This window comes from Arthrobacter sp. J156 (assembly GCF_056172865.1).
Genome location: NZ_CM149650.1, coordinates 1,361,163 through 1,378,965, shown reverse-complemented (window position 1 = coordinate 1,378,965; position 17,803 = coordinate 1,361,163). Strand labels below are relative to the sequence as shown.

Here is a 17,803-nt window from a genome sequence, read left to right as displayed (position 1 = left end):
CATGCGTATTCCCCTTTCCTGGCTGCGCGAGTACACGCAGCTCCCCGCGGACGCGACCGCGGAAGACGTCATGGCCGAGCTCGTGAAGGTCGGCCTCGAGGAAGAGGACGTCCACCGTCCCGCCGACCAGATCAGCGGCCCCGTCGTCGTCGGGCAGGTGCTCGAGGTCGTCAAGGAGCCGCAGTCCAACGGCAAGACGATCAACTGGTGCCAGGTCCGCGTCGTGCCCGAGGGAGCCCCCCAGACGCTCGCCGGCGACGGGATCGACCCCTCCGGCGTGCAGGGGATCGTCTGCGGTGCCCACAACTTCGAGGCCGGCGACAAGGTCGTCGTGACCCTGCCCGGCGCCGTGCTGCCCGGGGACTTCAGGATCAGCCCCCGCAAGACCTACGGCCACGTCTCGGCCGGCATGATCGCCTCCTCGCGCGAGCTCGGGATCGGCGACGACCACGACGGGATCATCGTCCTGTCCCGGCTGGGCCTGGACCCGGAGCCCGGGACCGACGCCCTGGAGCTGCTCGGCCTGACCGACGAGGCCGCCGAGATCAACGTGACCCCGGACCGCGGCTACTGCTTCTCGCTGCGCGGGGTCGCCCGCGAGTACGCGCTGGCCACGGGGACCGGCTTCACCGATCCCGCGGCCGCCGTGGCCGTTCACCCCGCCACCGGGCCCGGGCACGAGGTCCGCCTCGAGGACCAGGCCCCGATCTACGGCACGCCGGGCTGCGACCGCTTCGTCGCCCGCACCGTGCGCGGGATCGACCCCGCCCGACCGACGCCGCCTTGGATGGCCTCGCGCCTGCGGCTCGCCGGGATCCGCTCGATCTCGCTGCCCGTGGACATCTCCAACTACGTCATGCTCGAGCTCGGACAGCCGCTGCACTTCTACGACGCCGCCGCGCTGCGCGGGGCGATCGTGGTGCGCCGCGCCCACGAGGGCGAGCGGCTGACGACGCTCGACGGCAAGGACCGCGCGCTGTCCACGGAGGACCTCCTGATCACCGACGACCGCGGCCCGATCGGCCTGGCCGGCGTCATGGGCGGGGCCGAGACCGAGGTCGGCGACGCAACGGTGGACGTCCTCATCGAGTCCGCGCACTTCGACGCGATCTCGATGGGCCGCACGCGCCGGCGCCACAAGCTGCCCTCCGAGGCCTCCAAGCGCAACGAGCGCGGCGTCGACTGGGAAGTCGCCGACGAGGCGGCCCAGCGCGCCGTGGACCTGCTCGTCGAGCTCGCCGGCGGCGCGGCGGACACCACGGCGACGGACGTCGGAACGCGTCCCGCCCCCGTGGTCATCGAGCTCCCGGACGGCTTCGCCGCGGGACTGGTCGGGATCGACTACACGCCGGACCAGCTGCGCGCCTCCCTCGAGGGGATCGGCGCCCGGGTCGAGGAGTATGACGGCGGCCTGCGGGTCACGGCCCCGAGCTGGCGTCCCGACCTGGCCGTCAAGGAGGACCTCGTGGAGGAGGTCGCCCGCCTCGTCGGCTACGACCAGATCCCCGCGACGCTGCCCGTGGCCCCGCCGGGGCGCGGCCTGACCCGGGCCCAGCAGCAGCGCCGCCGCGTCCTGCAGGGGCTCGCCGACGCCGGGCTGACCGAGGTGCTGAGCTATCCGTTCGCCTCCGCCGCGCAGAACGCCCTGTTCGGCGCGGCCGAGGCCGGCGCCGAGGTCGCCGCGGTCAGGCTCGCCAACCCGATCTCCTCCGAGTTCGGCTACCTGCGCACCTCCCTGCTGCCGGGGCTGCTCGAGACGGCCCGCCGCAACCACGGGCGCGGTTTCCGCGACCTGGCGCTCTACGAGGGCGGCCTCGTCTTCCTGCCGGGAGACACGCTGGGCTCCCCGGTCCTGCCGCCGCTCGGCGAGCTGCCGTCCCAGGAGGTCCTCGACGGGCTTCTGGCCGGCATCCCGGAGCAGCCGTGGCACCTGGCCGGGGTCCTGACGGGCCACGAGTCGGCCCCCGCCGCCGGGCACGCGCCCCGGGCGTGGGACCACGCCGACGCGATCGACGCCGCCTTGAGCGTCGGCGAGGTGCTCGGCGTCGAGATCGTCGTCGCCCAGGGCAGCCACCAGGCGTTCCACCCGGGCCGCACGGCAGCGCTGTCGCTGCGCACGGGCGAGCACCTCGGCTACGCGGGCGAGCTGCACCCGAAGCTGCTCAAGGAGCTCGACCTTCCGGTGCGCACGGTGGCCTTCGAGCTCAACGCCCAGGCGGTCTTCGACGCCGCGGCCGACGTCATCGTGGCCCGGCCGATCTCCACCTACCCCGTCAGCACGCAGGACGTCGCGCTCGTCGTCGATGCCGGAGTCGTCGCGGCGGACGTGCTCGAGACGCTGCGCGAGGGCGCCGGTGGGCTGCTCGAGGACATCGCGCTCTTCGACGTCTACGCGGGGCCCGGGATCGAGGAGGGATCCAAGTCGCTCGCCTTCGGCCTGCGCTTCCGCGCCGCCGACCGCACCCTGACCGCCGACGAGGCCTCCGAGGCCCGTGCGGCGGCCGTCTCCGCAGCGGTCGAGCGGTTCGGGGCCGTCCAGCGCTGACGGAACCACCGGACGGTACGACGCCGGGGCCGGACGAACGGTGCTATCCGGCGTCGGAGATGTCAGCGAGCGTCGCGGCGAGCGCGGAGAGCGCCGCGTCGGCGTCGAGGCTCAGCCCGACGCCGTGGGCCCCACCGCCGATCGAGATCCGGCGCCCGGACAGCTCGAGGTCCGCGACCACGGGAAGGGGGCGCTGCGCCCCGAACGGCGTGATGGTGCCGCGCTCGTAGCCCGTGACCGAGCGCGCGGTCGCGGCATCCGGCATGGAGAGCCGGTTGGTGCCGAGCACGGCGCGGAGCTTGGCCCACGAGAACGTCCGGTCCCCGGGGACCAGGACCATCAGGTAGTCGTCTTCGCCGCGGCGGACGACGAGCGTCTTGGCGAGGTCGCGCGGCTCGATCCCGCGCGCGGCCGCTGCCTCCTCGAGGCTCGAGACCCGCCCGTGGCGGGTCTGCTCCACCTCCAGCCCGGCGGCGCGGGCGGCCGCGAGCGCCCGCGCGGCCCCGTCGTCCGCGGCCTCAGCCCCGGCGGGGGCGTCCGCTCCGCGGTGCCCCGCCCCACGCCCGGCGGCTCCGCCCGGCGTCGGACCGTCTTCCGGGCCCTGCGGTGCGTCCGGCGCGTCCGGCTGGTCTCCGGCCAGGGTGTAGGCCGAACCGTCGGCCGTGCGCTCCACGAGCCCCGCGTCGACGAGGTAGCGGCGGAGGGTGACCACGTCGTCCGTCATCGCTTCGAGGCGGCGGTTCACGGCCGCCTCGTCGAGGCGCTCGCCGGGGGACAGGGCGCGCGACGCCGCCCATGCCAGGAGCCGGAGGCGCTGGGACGGCCGGGCCGGGTAGGTGCCGATCCTCCCGTCCTCGACGAAGCGGTCGATCACCTCGTCGCCCGTCGCGGATCCGGATCCCGCCTCTGCCCGCGGCGCGGCGAGCGCGGCCTTGAGGGCCCCGGCGTCCACGCGCCAGCCGCCGGCGTCCTCCACGAGCAGCCCCGAGGCGGCGAGCCGGCGCAGCGCCTGCGGGCGGCGGGACCCGGACACGGTGGCGCCCGTGCGCCGGGCCTCCTCGGCCACGAGCTCCGCCAGGAGGATCCGCTGTTCGGTGTTGGCCAGGGCGGCGAGCATCGGCCGCCAGGCCTCGCGGGCGCGTTCCGCGCCCTCCTGTGGGGAACCCATGCCGGCCACCGTCCCTTCGCGTCTGCCGTGGTGCACCAGCCTAGTCCCGGGGCGCGAGCGCTAGAACTCCTCGCCGTCGGCGATGACCGCGGCGGCCGGCCCCACGAGCAGGGGATCGGGCACGCCGACGAGCGCGTGGTCCTTGCCCTCGTACTCGAAGAGGCTCAGGACGTGGCGCATCGCGGCGACGCGGGCACGCTTCTTGTCGTTGGACTTCACCACGGTCCACGGCGCCCACGCGGTGTCCGTTTCCTTGAACATGGCCTCCTTGGCCTCGGTATAGGCCTCCCACTTGTCGAGGGAGGCGAGGTCCATGGGGGAGAGCTTCCACTGCCGCACGGGGTCGATCTGGCGGATCGTGAAGCGCGTGAGCTGCTCCGCCCGGGAGACGGAGAACCAGAACTTCACGAGGTCGATCCCGTCGTCCACGAGGAGCTTCTCGAACGCGGGCGTCTGGGCGATGAATCGCTCGTACTCCTGGCGCGAACAGAAGCCCATGACGCGCTCGACGCCGGTCCTGTTGTACCAGCTGCGGTCGAACATCACGATCTCGCCGGCGGCGGGGAAGTGCTGCACGTAGCGCTGGTAGTACCACTGGGACTCCTCCCGCTCGCTCGGCTTCTCGAGCGCGACGACGTGCGCGCCGCGGGGATTCAGGTGCTCCGTGAAGCGCTTGATCGTGCCGCCCTTGCCTGCGGCGTCGCGCCCCTCGAAGACGAGCAGGAGGCGCCGGCCCGTCGACTTCACCCAGTTCTGCAGCTTGAGCAGCTCGATCTGCAGGAGGCGCTTCTCGAGCTCGTAGGCGTCGCGGTCCATGCGCTCGCCGTAGGGGTAGTCCTGCCGCCAGGTGTCGACGGGGGAGCCGTCGGAGGCCAGGAGCACGGGGTCGTCGTCGTCCTCGTCGAGGACGGTGTAGCCGAGGCCGTTCAGGTCGAGCTGGTTCATGGGCCCAAGCTAGTCTGGGGGCGTGAACGAGCGGTGAACGGGAGGAGGTCCCCGGGTGGTGACCGACGTGTCCTTCCTCGCGGGCAGCGTGCCCGTGCCCGCCGCGGGCCGATCCGTGCTGCTCGCGGCCGCCCCGCTCGCGGCAGGTTCCGGCCTGCCGCGCGCGTGGCTGGGCGGGATGGAGGCGGCGCGCGCGGCGGCCCACCTCGCCGGAGCGCCGCGGGACCGCTTCACCGCGGGCCGGCTCCTGGTCCGGCAGCTCGCCTCCGCCGCCTGGGGACTCGGCGCGCCGGCCGGGCTGGCCCTGGAGCAGCGGTGTCCGCGCTGCGGGAGCGGCGGCCACGGCCGGCCGGTGCTGACGCGGGGTGGACGGGAGCTGCCGTGGGCGCTGAGCTACTCGCGCTGCGCGGGCTGGCTCCTGCTGGCCGGACTCGAGGACGACGCCGGGGCGCGCCTGGGCGTGGACCTCGCCGATCCAGCGGACCCGGCGTTCGCGGAGCCGGCGCTCGACGCCGTCGTCCTCTCCGCCGCCGAACGCGCCCTGCTCGCGGCGCTTCCCGCGGCCGGACGCCCGGCACGGCGCGCCCGGTGGTGGGCCGCCAAGGAGGCCCTGGGCAAGGCCCTCGGGGAGGGCATCACCGGCCCCGGCGGGCCGCCCGCGGTCGAGGGCGCGGGGAGGCATCCGGCCCTCGGGCTCGACGGCGCCCTGCTGGCCCACCCCGGTCTGTCCTGGGAGGCCCCCGCCGGGCTTACGGCCGCGCTGGTGCTGCTGCCGGGAACGGCGGCAGCGACTCGCTGAACAGCCACGGAGCCAGGACGGCCTCGGCGGAGAACCCTTCCGGAGCGTGGTCGTCGACATGCCGCACGAAGCACGCATGGTCCACGGTCCCGTGGCGCCGCGAGCCCGTCCAGGCCCGCAGCATGGCGAAGAAGACGTGGTCCCCGAGCGAGGCGCGCAGGGCGTGGACGGCGAGGGCGCCGCGCTTGTAGACGCGGTCGTCGAACATGTCCTCCGGACCGGGATCCCCGACCCGGAGGTCCTGGGGCAGCCGGGACAGCATCGACCACGCGTCGCGGGCGCGCGCGGTGCAGTCGGGGCCGCCCGAGGCCTCGGACCAGATCCACTCGGCGTAGCAGGCGAATCCCTCGTGCATCCAGATGTCGCGCCACGCGCCGGCAGTGAGCGAATTGCCGAACCACTGGTGGGAGAGCTCGTGGGCGATCAGGCGCTGCTGCTCCCAGCCCGGGGCCAGGTGGTTGCGCCCCAGGATCGAGATCCCCTGGGCCTCGAGCGGGATCTCCAGCTCGTCCTCGGTCACCACCACGGTGTAGGCACCGAAGGGATACGGGCCGAAGGCCTCGCTGAACGCGGCCATCATCTCCGGCTGCCGGGCGAGGGCCCGGCGGGCCGCGGGGACCAGGGGCGCGGGGGCGGCGAGGTCCTGCCGCGGCAGGGGCTCGGCGGCCACGTGCCGGGCGTGTCCGGTCCCCGTTCCGGCCTCGGCCAGGGATTCCAGCCCGTAGCGCCCGATCTGCAGCGTGGCCAGGTAGGTGGCCATGGGCTCTTCCTGGACGTAGTGCCACGACTCGCGGCTCGCCTTGCGCCCGTGACCCACGAGCGTGCCGTTGCAGACGGCCCGGTAGCCGGCGTCGGTGCTGACGCGGACCTCGAACGGGGCCTTCTGGCTCGGGTGGTCGTTGCACGGGAACCAGGTCGCCGCGCCCGTCGGCTGGCCGGCGACGAGGACGCCGTCCTCGAGTTCCTCCCAGCCGATCTCGCCCCACGGGCCGCGGCGGGGCCGGGGATTGCCGCCGTAGCGGATGTCCAGCTCGAACCGCGAGCCCTCGGGCAGCGGTGCGGCCGGCGTGATGACGAGGCGCCCGTTGCGGTGCGCGAACCGGGCGGGCTTGCGGGCATCGACGAGGATCTTCGAGGCCGTCAGGCCCACGAGGTCCAGCTCGATCCGATCCAGCTCCGCCAGCGCCGTGGCGGAGACCCTGGCCCGGCCGTCGAGCCGGTTGCCGGCGAGCTTGCACTCGAGGTCCAGGACGTAGCGGAGCACGCGGTAGCCCGGGCTGCCCGAGCCGGGCGCGTACGGGTCCGGCAGGGCGGTCGCGTCGTCGTTCTTCTTGGTCTTGGGGCTCATGTGGCGGGACGGCTCCAGGGCTTGACGGGGTTGCCCATCCAGTAGCTGGACGGAGGGACGTTTTCTCCACGCATGACGAGCGACGCCGGGCCGACCGTCGCGCCGTCGGAGAGCGAGGCCGCGGGCAGGATGACGCCGTGCGGGCCCATGGTCGAACCGGCACCGAGGGACACCGTGTCGATCGCCATGACGCGGTCGTGGAACAAGTGGGTCTGCACGACGCAGCCCCGGTTCACGGTCGAGGAGTCGCCGAGCGAGACGAGGTCGGCCTCCGGCAGCCAGTAGCTCTCGCACCAGACGCCGTGGCCGATCCGGGCCCCCAGCGCCCTGAGGAACCAGACCAGGGCGGGCGTGCCCGCCGCGGAGCGGGCGAACCACGGGGCGCAGACCATCTCGATGAAGGTGTCGACGACCTCGTTGCGCCAGATGAACGAGCTCCACAGCGGGTGCTCGCCGGCACGGATGGGGCCGACCAGGACCCACTTGGCGACGACGGCGGAGCCGGCCGCGAGGGCGCCCGCGGCGAGCATGACCGCGCCGCTCAGGGCCGCCGCCGTGGCGTATCCGGCCCACAGGGCCAGGGCGTCGAGGGCCGCGAGCACCAAGGCCGCGACGCCGACGGTCACGACGACGGGCACGAACCGGCAGAGCTCCCAGACGGCGCGGGCCACCTTGAGCCGTGCAGGGGGATTGAAGGTCCGGGACTCGTCGGAGGCGACGGCGGTGCGGCGCAGCCTGACGGGCGGGCTGCCGAGCCACGAGGATCCGGCCTTGGCCTTGGGCGGGGTGGCCGAGAGGACGGCGACGAGTCCGTTCTTCGGGACGCGCCGCCCCGCGCCGGCCATGCCCGAATTGCCGAGGAACGCCCGCTTGCCGATCTTCGCCGGCGCGATCCGCATCCATCCGCCCCCGAGCTCGTAGGAGGCGACCATCGTGTCATCGGCCAGGAAGGCGCCGGAGCCGATCGTGGTCATCTTGGGCAGCAGCAGGACGGTGGACGCCTCGACGTCGCGGCCGACCTTGGCGCCGAGGATCCGGAGCCAGGCCGGGGTGAAGAGGCTCGCATACAAAGGGAAGAGGAGGTCCCGGGCCATGTCCAGGAGGCGCTCGGTGGCCCACACCTGCCAGCCGACCCGGCTGCGGACGGGATGCCAGCCCTCGGTGATGCCGATCGAGAGCAGCCGGACGGCGCCGGCGATGAGGACCATGTTTACGGCGAACCAGACGGCCGCCGCGAGGGGGACCGCGGCCAGCAGCTGCGGCAGCGCCGCGGACAGGCCGGGGGCGCCGCGCATCATGAGCGCGGCGGCGGCCGCGGCGGCGGCAACGCCGGCATAGGGAACGAGGGACAGCGAGGCCGAGGCGATGCCGAAGCCCACCGTGGCCGCCGCGCGCTGACGCCGCCGCTCGTCGGGCCAGCCGGGCTTGGCCTTGCCGGTGCGCGTGGCGGGGGAGCCCGAGTAGGCCAGCCCGGGGCGCGTGGTGCCGGCCACCGCGGAGCCGGGGGCGATCTCGGCGTCGTCGGCGACGACCGCGCCGGGAAGCAGCGTGCTCCGCGCCCCGACGGTCGCTCCCGCTCCGACCTTGACGTGCCCGACGTGGATGCGGTCGCCGTCGAGCCAGTAGCCCGACAGGTCGACCTCCGGCTCGATCGCGGCCCCGCGGCCGAGGGTCAGCATGCCCGTCACCGGGGGGACCGAGTGCAGGGTGGTGTCGCGGCCGATCCTGGCGCCGAGTGCCCGCGCGTAGTAGGGGACCCACGTGGCGCTCGCGAGGCTGACGGGATCGACGAGGTCGGAGATCTGCTGCGCGAGCCACAAGCGCAGGTGCACCTTGCCGGAGCGCGGGTAGGAGCCCGGCTCGAGCCCGCGGAGCAGGATGCGCGCGGCCACCACGGTGAGCGCCATCCGGCCCGGCGGGCTGACGAAGACCAGCCAGCAGGCGAGGACCCACCACCAGGACACGGTGGGCGCGGCGGTGAAGCCGCCCCACGCCGACAGGAGGTTGTTCGCCGCCATGGCGTAGGTCAGCCAGCGCATGCCGACGAGGATGAACAGGGGGATGCCCATGAGGGTCTGGAAGACCTGGGCCTTGCGCGTCGTGCGGCGCACGGTGCGCGGGTCGACGGGCGCCGCGGCGACATGGCCGCCGAGGGACTCGATGAGGGCCCCCACGCGGGGATGCGAGTAGACGTCGCCGACCGTCACGGATGGATAGCGGGCCCGCAGCGCGGAGACGAGCTGGGCCGCGGAGAGCGATCCGCCGCCGCTCGCGAAAAAGTCGGCGTCGAGGCTCGTCGCGGGCGCGCCGAGGACGGCACCCCACTGCTCGACGATCCAGCGGGCATCCTCGTCGAGCTCAGGGAGGGAGCCCTCGGCGTCCCCCACCCCGGGGAGCGGCCAGGGGAGCGCGTCGCGGTCCACCTTGCCGCTCGTCTTGGTCGGGAGGTCCGCGACGACGGCGAGGAGCGGGACGAGTGCTGCCGGGAGCTCTTGGGCGAGGTGTGCGCGCGCGGCGTCGAGGTCGTGCTCCGGCGCCGCGGCGAGGTAGCCGACGAGGACCTGGTTGCCCGCCGCCGTCGTCTTGACCGCGGCCGCCGCACCGGAGACGCCGGGAAGGGCCTGGAGGGCCGCGTCGACCTCGCCGAGCTCGATCCGGCGCCCGCCGAGCTTGACCTGCTCGTCCGCCCGGCCCACGAACAGCAGGCCCTCCGGGTCGGCGACGACGAGGTCCCCGGAACGGTAGGCGCGCTCCCAGCCGAGGGTGTCCATGGGCGCGTACTTCTCGGCGTCCTTGGCGGGATCGAGGTAGCGGGCCAGGCCGACGCCGCCGATGATGAGCTGACCCGTCTCTCCGTCGCCGACGGGCACGCCGGCGTCGTCCACGACGGCGAGGTCCCAGCCGTCGAGCGGCAGGCCGATCCGCACCGGTCCCCGCCCGTCCATCCGCGCGGCGCAGGCGACCACGGTCGCCTCCGTCGGGCCGTAGGTGTTCCAGACCTCGCGGCCCGGGACGGCGAGCCGCGCGGCGAGCTCGGGCGGGCAGGCCTCGCCGCCGAAGATCAGCAGGCGGACGTTCTCCAGGGCCTCGGCGGGCCATAGGGCGGCCAGCGTCGGGACCGTGGAGACGGCGGTGATTCCGCGCGTGACGAGCCACGGACCGAGGTCCATGCCGGAGCGGACGAGGGAGCGCGGGGCCGGCACGAGGCAGGCGCCGTGCCGCCACGCGAGCCACATCTCCTCGCACGAGGCGTCGAAGGCCACGGAGAGTCCCGCCAGGACGCGGTCCTGCGGGCCGAGCGGTTCGGCGGAGAGGAAGATGCGGGCCTCGGCGTCGACGAACGCGGCGGCCGAGCGGTGGGTCACCGCGACGCCTTTCGGGGTCCCGGTGGACCCGGACGTGAAGATGATCCAGGCATCGTCCCCGCCCGCGGCCTCCCGCGGCGAGGGGAACGGGGCCGGCCGCCCCTTCTCCAGCACCATCTTTCCGTCGCCGCGCAGGATCCCGGCCACGCGGGCCTCGGAGAACACCACGCGGGCGCGCTCGTCGGGGTCGTCGGCGTCGACGGGGACGTACGCGGCCCCGATCATGAGCGCGGCGAGGATCGCGATGTAGAGCTCGTTGGTGCCGGAGGGGATCCTCACCCCGACGCGGTCGCCCGCGCCGAGTCCCGCGGTGTGCAGGACGACGGCCTGCTGCTTCACCGCGTCGAGCAGTTCGGCGTAGCTCAGGACGTCGTGGCCGTCGTCGAGGGCCGGGGCGTCGGGGTGGGCCTCGGCGCTCGCGCGCAGGATGTCGACGAGGGTCCGCGGTGCCGGGGCGTGTTCCCCGGCCGGGTACTGCGGGAGGTAGTGCGTCACCTTAGCCGTCCTGGCCGGCGGCGGAGGGTTCGAGGACGAGCTTTCCCGTGGTGCGGCGGGATTCGAGCTCCGTGTGGGCGAGGCCCGCGTCCGCGAGCGGGAAGCGCCCGCCGATGCGCACGTCGAGCCGGCCCTCGGCGACGAGTGAGAACAGCTCGCCGGAGCGCCATGCCCGCTCCTCGGCGTCGAGCAGGAAGTCGTTCAGCTTGGGTCGGGTGACCGTGAGCGAGCCGTGGGCGTTGAGCTGCTGCAGGTCGAACGGCGGCACCTGGCCCGAGGCGCCGCCGAAGAGCACGAGCGTGCCGCGGATCCGCAGCGCGTCGAGGGAGTGCTCGAACGTGTCCTTGCCGATCCCGTCGTAGACGACGTCGACGCCGCGGCCCCCGGTGAGTTCGCGCACGCGGTGCGGGACGTCGTCGTAGTCCAGCACGTGGTCGGCGCCGGCCGCGCGGGCGAGCGCGGCCTTCCCGGGCGTCGACGTCGTCGTGATGACGGTGGCTCCCTTGAGCTTGAGGAGCTGGATGAGCAGCAGTCCGACTCCGCCGGCGCCGGCGTAGCAGAGGGCCGTGTCGCCGGCCTGGACGGCATAGCTGGAATTGACCAGGTAGTGCGCGGTCATCCCCTGGAGCGGCAGGGCTCCGGCCACGTCGAGGGGCACGCCGTCGGGGACCCGGAGGGCCTTCTCCGCGGACAACACCGTGTACTCGGCGTAGGTGCCCGTGCCCTCCGTCGTGGCGACGCGGTCGCCGACGGCGAAGTCCTCGACGCCGGGACCGAGCTCGACGACCGTCCCGGAGGCCTCGGACCCCGGGACGAACGGGTGCTCGACGGGGTAGACGCCGGATCGCTGGTACGTCTCGATGAAGTTGACCCCGACGGCGGCGACCTCCACGAGGAGCTTCCCTGGACCCGGCGCGGGGCGGGGGACGTCGACGGCAGTGAGGACCTCCGGGCCCCCGGCCCGGGTGGTGTGGACGGCGATCGGCATGGCGTGCTCCTTCGGTGCGGAAATGCTCGCATGCCAGCCTAGTGCGTGCTGGTAAACGGAAGGGGTCGGCCGTCCTGGGCGGAGACGCATCGCGCCATGAATAATTATTAGCCATTGTGCATAAAGGAGACTAGGCTGGTCCCATGACAGTTTCGGTAGCGGTATCCGGGGCCAGCGGCTACGCGGGCGGCGAGGTCCTGCGCCTCCTGGCCCACCACCCCGGCGTGGAGATCGGCGCCATCACGGCGCACAGCAACGCGGGACAGGCGCTCGGCGCCCTGCAGCCCCACTTGAGGTCCCTCGCGGACCGGGTCCTCGTCGAGACGAGCGTCGAGAACCTGGCCGGGCACGACGTCGTCTTCCTCGCCCTCCCGCACGGAGCCAGCGCGGCGATCGCCGCGCGCCTGCCCGAGGAGACGCTCGTGATCGACGCCGGCGCCGACCACCGCCTCGAATCGGCCGCGGAATGGGAGCGCTTCTACGGTTCCCCGCACGCGGGAACCTGGCCGTACGGCCTGCCGGAGCTGCCCGGAGCCCGCGCGGCGCTCGCCGGAGCCCGCCGCATCGCCGTGCCCGGTTGCTACCCGACGAGCGCGCAGCTCGCCCTGGTCCCGGGGTTCTCCGCCGGCCTGCTCGAGCCGGACGACGTCGTGATCGTCGCCGCCTCGGGGACCTCCGGCGCGGGCAAGTCCGCCAAGACCCACCTCATCGGCTCCGAGGTCATGGGCGGCATGAGCCCCTACGGCGTCGGCGGCGGACACCGCCACACCCCGGAGATGGAGCAGGGCTTCTCCCGCGCCGCCGGCCGCCCCGTCACGGTCTCCTTCACGCCCACGCTGGCCCCCATGGCCCGCGGCATCCTCACCACGGCGACGGCGCGCGTCGTCCCCGGGACGGAACCGGCGGCATTGCGCCGCGCGTGGGAGGAGGCCTACGCGGGCGAGGAGTTCGTCCACCTCCTGCCCGAGGGCCAGTGGCCGCACACCAAGCACGTCCTCGGTTCCAACCACGTCCACCTCCAGCTGGCCTACGACCGGCACGCCGGACGCGTCATCGTGGTCTGCGCCATCGACAACCTCGCCAAGGGCACCGCCGGGGGTGCCGTCCAGTCCATGAACATCGCCCTGGGCCTGCCCGAGCACACGGGCCTGCGGATCGAAGGGATGGCACCATGAGCACCCACGAGAACGACCCCGCGGCCGGGAGCCCCGGCACCAGCCCCGCGGGAGTCACCGCCGCCCGTGGATTCCGGGCCTCCGGCGTCGCCGCCGGCCTGAAGTCCACGGGCCGTCCCGACGTCGCGCTCGTCGTCAACGACGGCCCGCGGCACGACGCCGCCGCGGTCTTCACGTCCAACCGCGTGGCCGCCGCCCCCGTGCACTGGTCCCGCCAGATCGTCTCCGACGGCCGGGCCGACGCCGTCCTGCTCAACTCGGGAGGGGCCAACGCCTGCACCGGGCCGGAGGGCTTCCAGAACACGCACGCGAGCGCGGAGCACACGGCCGGCCTTCTCGGCGTCTCCGCGGGCGACGTCGTCGTCTGCTCCACGGGACTGATCGGGGTGCAGCTGCCCATGGACCGCCTCCTGCCGGGCGTCGACGCGGCCGTGGCCGCGCTCGGCGACGGGCGCGGGGCCGGGGCCGGCGCCGCCGAGGCCATCATGACGACCGACTCGGTCCCGAAGGAGTCCGGGTTCGCCGGATCGGGCTACGTCATCGGCGGGATGGCCAAGGGGGCGGGAATGCTCGCGCCCGGCCTCGCGACGATGCTCGTCGTCGTCACGACCGACGCCGTGATGGAGCCCGCCATGCTCGATGCCGCCCTGCGCGCCGCGACGCGCGTCAGCTTCGACCGCGCCGACTCGGACGGCTGCATGTCCACCAACGACACGGTCGTCCTCCTGGCCTCCGGGGCCTCCGGGACGGCGCCGGATCCGGAGGAGTTCACGGCCGGGCTCACGGCCGTGTGCACCGATCTGGCGCTCCAGCTCATCCACGACGCCGAGGGGGCCGAGCACACCATCACGATCCGCACGTTCAACGCCGCGAGCGAGGAGGACGCCGAGGAGGTCGGCCGGGCCGTGGCCCGCTCGAACCTCTTCAAGGCCGCGATCTTCGGCAGGGACCCCAATTGGGGCCGCGTCCTCTCCGCGGTCGGCACCACTCAGGCGGCCTTCGAGGCGGACCGGCTCAACGTCGCCATCAACGGCGTGCAGATCTGCCGGAACGGCGGGATCGGCGAGGACCGCTCGCTCGTCTCCCTCGAGGACCGCGCGGTCCTGGTCGAGATCGACCTCGCCGCCGGGGACGCCGAGGCGAGCCTCTGGACCAACGACCTCACGCACGACTACGTGCACGAGAACTCCGCCTACAGCAGCTAGGACGCCCTGATGGACACTGCGGAAACGACCCGGGCCGACGCCCAACGCAAGGCGGAGGCCCTCATCGAGGCCCTGCCCTGGATCCAGCGCTTCGCCGGCACCACGATGGTGGTCAAGTACGGCGGCAACGCCATGGTGAACGAGGAGCTGCGCCGCGCGTTCGCCGAGGACATCGTCTTCCTCCACCACGCCGGGATCCACCCCGTCGTCGTGCACGGCGGCGGGCCGCAGATCAACGGGATGCTCGCCCGGCTGGGGATCGAGTCGGAGTTCCGGGGCGGGCTGCGCGTGACGACCCCCGAGGCCATGGACATCGTCCGCATGGTGCTCACGGGCCAGGTGGGGCGCGAGCTCGTCGGCCTCGTGAACTCGCACGGCCCCTACGCCGTCGGCCTCTCCGGCGAGGACGCGGGGCTGCTGCGCGCCGAGCGCACCGGGACCGTGGTCGACGGCGAGGAAGTCGACCTCGGGCTCGTCGGAGAGGTGACGGGCGTCGAGCCGCGGGCCATCCTGGACCTCATCGGCGCCGGGCGGATCCCCGTGATCTCCACGGTCGCCCCGGAGGTCGGCCCCGGAGGCGAGCCGACCGGCGTCGTCCTGAACGTCAACGCCGACACCGCGGCCGCCGCCCTCGCGGCCGCGCTGGGCGCCTCCAAGCTCGTCATCCTCACCGACGTCGAGGGGCTCTACGCCGACTGGCCGGACAAGTCCTCGCTCATCTCCTCGCTCACGGCCGACGAGCTGCGCGCCATGCTCGGCTCCCTCGAGTCCGGGATGATCCCCAAGATGGCGGCGTGCCTCGCCGCGGTCGACGCGGGTGTCGAGCGCGCCCACATCGTCGACGGGCGCCAGCCGCACTCGATGCTCCTGGAGGTCTTCACCTCCGCCGGCGTCGGCACCCAGGTGGTTCCGGGAGGCGCGGCATGAGCGCGGGCACGGAGGGAACGACGCCGGGGCGGGACGCCGGCGCGCAGGGCGCCGTGGGTGCCCCGGGGGAGGCCGGGGGACCGGCCCGGGCAGGGACCGCGGGTGCGGCCGACGGGCTGGCGGGCACCCTCGAGGGGCTGCGCAACGCGGAGCTCCTGGGGCGCTACGAGGGCTCGCTGCTGGGGGTCTTCGGCACGCCGCAGCGCGTGCTCGTCCGCGGCTCGGGCTGTACCGTCTGGGACGCCGACGGCAAGGAGTACCTCGACCTGCTCGGGGGCATCGCCGTCAACGCGCTCGGGCACGCGCACCCGTTGCTGACGAGCGTCGTCTCGAGCCAGCTCGCCACGCTCGGCCACGTCTCCAACTTCTTCACGAGCCCGCCCCAGATCGCGCTCGCCGAGAAGCTCCTCGAACTCGCCCAGGCGCCGGCGGGCTCGCGCGTGTTCTTCGCGAACTCCGGGACCGAGGCCAACGAGGCCGCCTTCAAGCTGGCCCGGCGCAACGGCGGGGGAGCGGGAGGGAGCCGGACCCGGATCATCGCGCTCGAGAACGCCTTCCACGGGCGCAGCCTCGGTGCCCTCGCCCTGACTTGGAAAAAGGCCTACCGCGAGCCCTTCGAGCCGTTGCCCGGCGGCGTGGAATGGGTTCCGGCCGGCGACGTCGAGGCGCTGCGCGCCGCCGTCGACGAGACGGTGGCCGCCGTGTTCATCGAGCCCGTGCAGGGCGAGGCCGGCGTCCACGGCTTCCCGCCCGGTTACCTTGAGCAGGCGCGCGCCATCACGCGCGAGGCCGGCGCGCTCCTGGTCTTCGACGAGGTCCAGACGGGGATCGGCCGCACGGGACGCTGGTTCGCCTCCGAGGGCGTGCTCCCGGACGCGATGAGCCTGGCCAAGGGCCTCGGCGGCGGGTTCCCGATCGGCGCCCTGATCACCTTCGGCGAGCACGCCTCCTCGCTGCTCGGGCCGGGCCAGCACGGGACGACGTTCGGCGGGAACCCCGCCGCCACCGCCGCCGCCCTCGCGACCCTGCACGTCATCGAGTCGCAGGGGATCCTCGAGCACGTGGAGCGGACGGGACGGGCCACGGCCCGGATGCTCGGCGCGCTCGACTGCGTCGAGTCCGTGCGAGCCCACGGCCTGCTGATCGGCTTCGACCTGGCCTCGGGCTCCGCTCCCGCCGTCGTCCGCCACGCCCTCGAGGCCGGATTCATCGTCAACGCGCCCGGCGAGCGGACCCTGCGCCTGGCCCCGCCCCTTGTCGTGACCGAGGAGCAGCTCGGCCGCTTCGCCGACGCGCTCCCCGCCATCCACGCCGCCGCACTCCAGGAGGAGAACGCATGAGCACCCCGACCGTCCGCCACTTCCTCGCCGACACCGACCTGAGCCCGGCCGAGCAGGCCGAGGTCCTCGACCTGGCCGCCGCGATGAAGGCCGACCGCTACGGCTGGCGCCCCTACGCGGGCCCGCAGACCGTCGCGGTCTTCTTCGACAAGACCTCGACCCGCACGCGCGTCTCCTTCGCCGCGGGCATCGCCGAGCTGGGCGGCACGGCGCTCATCGTCAACCCGGGGGAGTCCCAGCTGGGCCACAAGGAATCGGTCGCCGACTCCGCGCGGGTCCTCGAGCGCATGGTCTCCACGATCGTCTGGCGGACCTACGCGCAGTCCGGGCTGGAGGAGATGGCCGCGAACTCCCGCGTTCCCGTGGTCAACGCGCTCTCCGACGACTACCACCCCTGCCAGCTGCTGGCCGACCTGCTGACGATCCGCGAGCACAAGGGGCGCACCGAGGGGCTCGTCCTGGCGTACCTCGGCGACGCGGCGAACAACATGGCGAACTCCTACCTGCTCGCCTGTGCGACCGCCGGCATGCACGTGCGCGTTGCCGGGCCCGAGGGCTACCAGCCGGATCCGGCCGTGGTGGCCGCCGCCGAGGAGCGCGCCGCCGCCACGGGCGGCTCGGTCCTCGTCACGGCCGACGCCGGGGCCGCGCTCGCCGGCGCGGACGTCGTGGTCACCGACACCTGGGTGTCCATGGGGCAGGAAGAGGAGAAGGCGCAGCGCCAGCTCCTGTTCCGCGACTACGCGGTCGACGCGGCGGCCATGGCCCTGGCGGCGCCCGACGCCGTGTTCCTGCACTGCCTGCCGGCCTACCGGGGCTACGAGGTCTCCGCCGAGGTCATCGACGGGCCGCAGTCCGTCGTCTTCGACGAGGCGGAGAACCGGCTCCACGCCCAGAAGGCCCTCATGGCCTGGCTCATGGAACGCTCCGGGCTGGCCGACGGCGCGGGCCGGGTCCGATGAGCACCCAGGCGTCGCAGCCCTCGACGAAGACGGCGCGCCAGGCCCGGATCAAGGCGATCCTGGGCACGGAGTCCGTGCGCTCGCAGGCGGAGCTCGCCGTGCTGCTGGCCGGCGAGGGCGTCCAGGTGACCCAGGCGACGCTGTCCCGGGACCTCGTCGAGCTGGGGGCCATCCGGGTCCGCGGCGTCGACGGGGGGCTCGTCTACGCCGTGCGGGCGGAGGGAGGGGACCCGACGCCGAGGACCGGGCTGAGCCAGGAGGTGCTGGATGCGCGGCTGGCCAAGCTCTGCGCCGAGCTGCTCGTCACCGCGGAGGCCTCGGGCAACCTCGTCGTCCTGCGCACGCCGCCCGGAGCGGCGAACTTCCTGGCCCTGGCGATCGACCATTCCGTCCTGCCCGACGTGCTCGGGACGATCGCCGGCGACGACACCGTCGTGCTCGTGACCCGGGACCCCGCCGGAGGCGAGGAGGTCGCCGCGCGCTTCCTGGAGCTCGCGGACCCGCAGTAGGGCGGCCGCCTTGCACGTCATGCATAAGTATG

13 protein-coding genes are annotated in these 17,803 nt (G+C 73.9%); 8 read left to right on the top strand and 5 right to left on the bottom strand.

Annotation, left to right across the window (positions count from 1 at the left end; all coding sequences use genetic code 11):
* Position 1 precedes the first annotated feature (1 nt).
* Entirely contained in the window at positions 2 to 2,545 is a 2,544-nt protein-coding gene (pheT, locus tag AC0QR5_RS06350) for a phenylalanine--tRNA ligase subunit beta (protein WP_329862716.1), read from the top strand.
* A 43-nt stretch (positions 2,546 to 2,588) separates the two neighbouring features.
* Here pheT and AC0QR5_RS06345 read toward each other — a convergent pair whose 3' ends face one another.
* Together AC0QR5_RS06345 and ppk2 are read right to left on the bottom strand one after the other, a co-directional pair.
* Positions 2,589 to 3,713 carry a YbaK/EbsC family protein gene (locus tag AC0QR5_RS06345; RefSeq protein WP_430633605.1) on the bottom strand — a complete coding sequence of 375 codons (1,125 nt, stop codon included), beginning with the start codon at positions 3,711 to 3,713 and terminating at the stop codon, positions 2,589 to 2,591.
* Positions 3,714 to 3,773: 60 nt separating this feature from the next.
* Complete coding sequence (ppk2, locus tag AC0QR5_RS06340; RefSeq protein ID WP_329862718.1) at positions 3,774 to 4,658, bottom strand: polyphosphate kinase 2; 885 nt, start codon at positions 4,656 to 4,658, stop codon at positions 3,774 to 3,776.
* A 58-nt stretch (positions 4,659 to 4,716) separates the two neighbouring features.
* Between ppk2 and AC0QR5_RS06335 the strand changes: the two genes are divergently transcribed.
* Positions 4,717 to 5,457, top strand: coding sequence for a 4'-phosphopantetheinyl transferase superfamily protein (locus AC0QR5_RS06335; RefSeq protein WP_329862720.1), 741 nt, complete (start codon positions 4,717 to 4,719; stop codon positions 5,455 to 5,457).
* On the opposite strand, the gene AC0QR5_RS06330 is transcribed toward AC0QR5_RS06335, so the two are convergent.
* The 3 genes from AC0QR5_RS06330 to AC0QR5_RS06320 are packed head-to-tail and all read right to left on the bottom strand — an operon-like array spanning position 5,408 to position 11,653.
* A complete protein-coding gene (locus tag AC0QR5_RS06330) occupies positions 5,408 to 6,805 on the bottom strand; it encodes a M1 family metallopeptidase (RefSeq protein WP_329862722.1) in 1,398 nt (465 codons plus the stop codon). The two genes, AC0QR5_RS06335 and AC0QR5_RS06330, sit on opposite strands and share 50 nt — an antisense overlap.
* A complete protein-coding gene (locus AC0QR5_RS06325; RefSeq protein WP_329862724.1) occupies positions 6,802 to 10,665 on the bottom strand; it encodes a Pls/PosA family non-ribosomal peptide synthetase in 3,864 nt (1,287 codons plus the stop codon). Before AC0QR5_RS06325 ends, AC0QR5_RS06330 begins: the two co-directional genes overlap by 4 nt.
* A gap of 1 nt (position 10,666) precedes the next feature.
* On the bottom strand, positions 10,667 to 11,653 hold the full coding sequence (locus AC0QR5_RS06320) for a quinone oxidoreductase family protein (protein WP_329862726.1): 987 nt from the start codon (positions 11,651 to 11,653) through the stop codon (positions 10,667 to 10,669).
* 143 nt (positions 11,654 to 11,796) lie between these two features.
* On the opposite strand from AC0QR5_RS06320, the gene argC reads away from it, so the two are divergent.
* From argC to AC0QR5_RS06290, 6 genes are read left to right on the top strand one after another with little or no spacing between them, the layout of a single operon-like run.
* A complete protein-coding gene (gene argC / locus AC0QR5_RS06315) occupies positions 11,797 to 12,828 on the top strand; it encodes an N-acetyl-gamma-glutamyl-phosphate reductase (protein ID WP_329862728.1) in 1,032 nt (343 codons plus the stop codon).
* Positions 12,825 to 14,033: a bifunctional glutamate N-acetyltransferase/amino-acid acetyltransferase ArgJ gene (gene argJ, locus AC0QR5_RS06310; protein ID WP_329862730.1), complete on the top strand. Its 1,209-nt coding sequence runs from the start codon at positions 12,825 to 12,827 to the stop codon at positions 14,031 to 14,033. The genes argC and argJ overlap by 4 nt, the downstream gene beginning before the upstream one ends.
* 9 nt (positions 14,034 to 14,042) lie before the next feature.
* Complete coding sequence (argB, locus tag AC0QR5_RS06305) at positions 14,043 to 14,960, top strand: acetylglutamate kinase (RefSeq protein ID WP_329862732.1); 918 nt, start codon at positions 14,043 to 14,045, stop codon at positions 14,958 to 14,960.
* On the top strand, positions 14,957 to 16,300 hold the full coding sequence (locus tag AC0QR5_RS06300; protein WP_329862734.1) for an acetylornithine transaminase: 1,344 nt from the start codon (positions 14,957 to 14,959) through the stop codon (positions 16,298 to 16,300). The genes argB and AC0QR5_RS06300 overlap by 4 nt, the downstream gene beginning before the upstream one ends.
* The gene (gene argF, locus AC0QR5_RS06295) at positions 16,297 to 17,262 is read left to right on the top strand and encodes an ornithine carbamoyltransferase (RefSeq protein ID WP_329862735.1); all 966 of its coding nucleotides are present in this window, start codon (positions 16,297 to 16,299) and stop codon (positions 17,260 to 17,262) included. The genes AC0QR5_RS06300 and argF overlap by 4 nt, the downstream gene beginning before the upstream one ends.
* Positions 17,259 to 17,771 carry an arginine repressor gene (locus AC0QR5_RS06290; RefSeq protein WP_329862736.1) on the top strand — a complete coding sequence of 171 codons (513 nt, stop codon included), beginning with the start codon at positions 17,259 to 17,261 and terminating at the stop codon, positions 17,769 to 17,771. Before argF ends, AC0QR5_RS06290 begins: the two co-directional genes overlap by 4 nt.
* The last annotated feature ends 32 nt before the right edge of the window (positions 17,772 to 17,803 follow it).

Coding starts and splice junctions, on each gene's coding strand:
- AC0QR5_RS06320 (WP_329862726.1), bottom strand. CDS start 11,653: ATGCCGATCGCCGTCCACACCACCCGGGCCGGGGGCCCGGAGGTCCTC.
- ppk2 (WP_329862718.1), bottom strand. CDS start 4,658: ATGAACCAGCTCGACCTGAACGGCCTCGGCTACACCGTCCTCGACGAG.
- argC (WP_329862728.1), top strand. CDS start 11,797: ATGACAGTTTCGGTAGCGGTATCCGGGGCCAGCGGCTACGCGGGCGGC.
- argF (WP_329862735.1), top strand. CDS start 16,297: ATGAGCACCCCGACCGTCCGCCACTTCCTCGCCGACACCGACCTGAGC.
- AC0QR5_RS06345 (WP_430633605.1), bottom strand. CDS start 3,713: ATGGGTTCCCCACAGGAGGGCGCGGAACGCGCCCGCGAGGCCTGGCGG.
- AC0QR5_RS06330 (WP_329862722.1), bottom strand. CDS start 6,805: ATGAGCCCCAAGACCAAGAAGAACGACGACGCGACCGCCCTGCCGGAC.
- pheT (WP_329862716.1), top strand. CDS start 2: ATGCGTATTCCCCTTTCCTGGCTGCGCGAGTACACGCAGCTCCCCGCG.
- AC0QR5_RS06290 (WP_329862736.1), top strand. CDS start 17,259: ATGAGCACCCAGGCGTCGCAGCCCTCGACGAAGACGGCGCGCCAGGCC.
- argJ (WP_329862730.1), top strand. CDS start 12,825: ATGAGCACCCACGAGAACGACCCCGCGGCCGGGAGCCCCGGCACCAGC.
- AC0QR5_RS06300 (WP_329862734.1), top strand. CDS start 14,957: ATGAGCGCGGGCACGGAGGGAACGACGCCGGGGCGGGACGCCGGCGCG.
- argB (WP_329862732.1), top strand. CDS start 14,043: ATGGACACTGCGGAAACGACCCGGGCCGACGCCCAACGCAAGGCGGAG.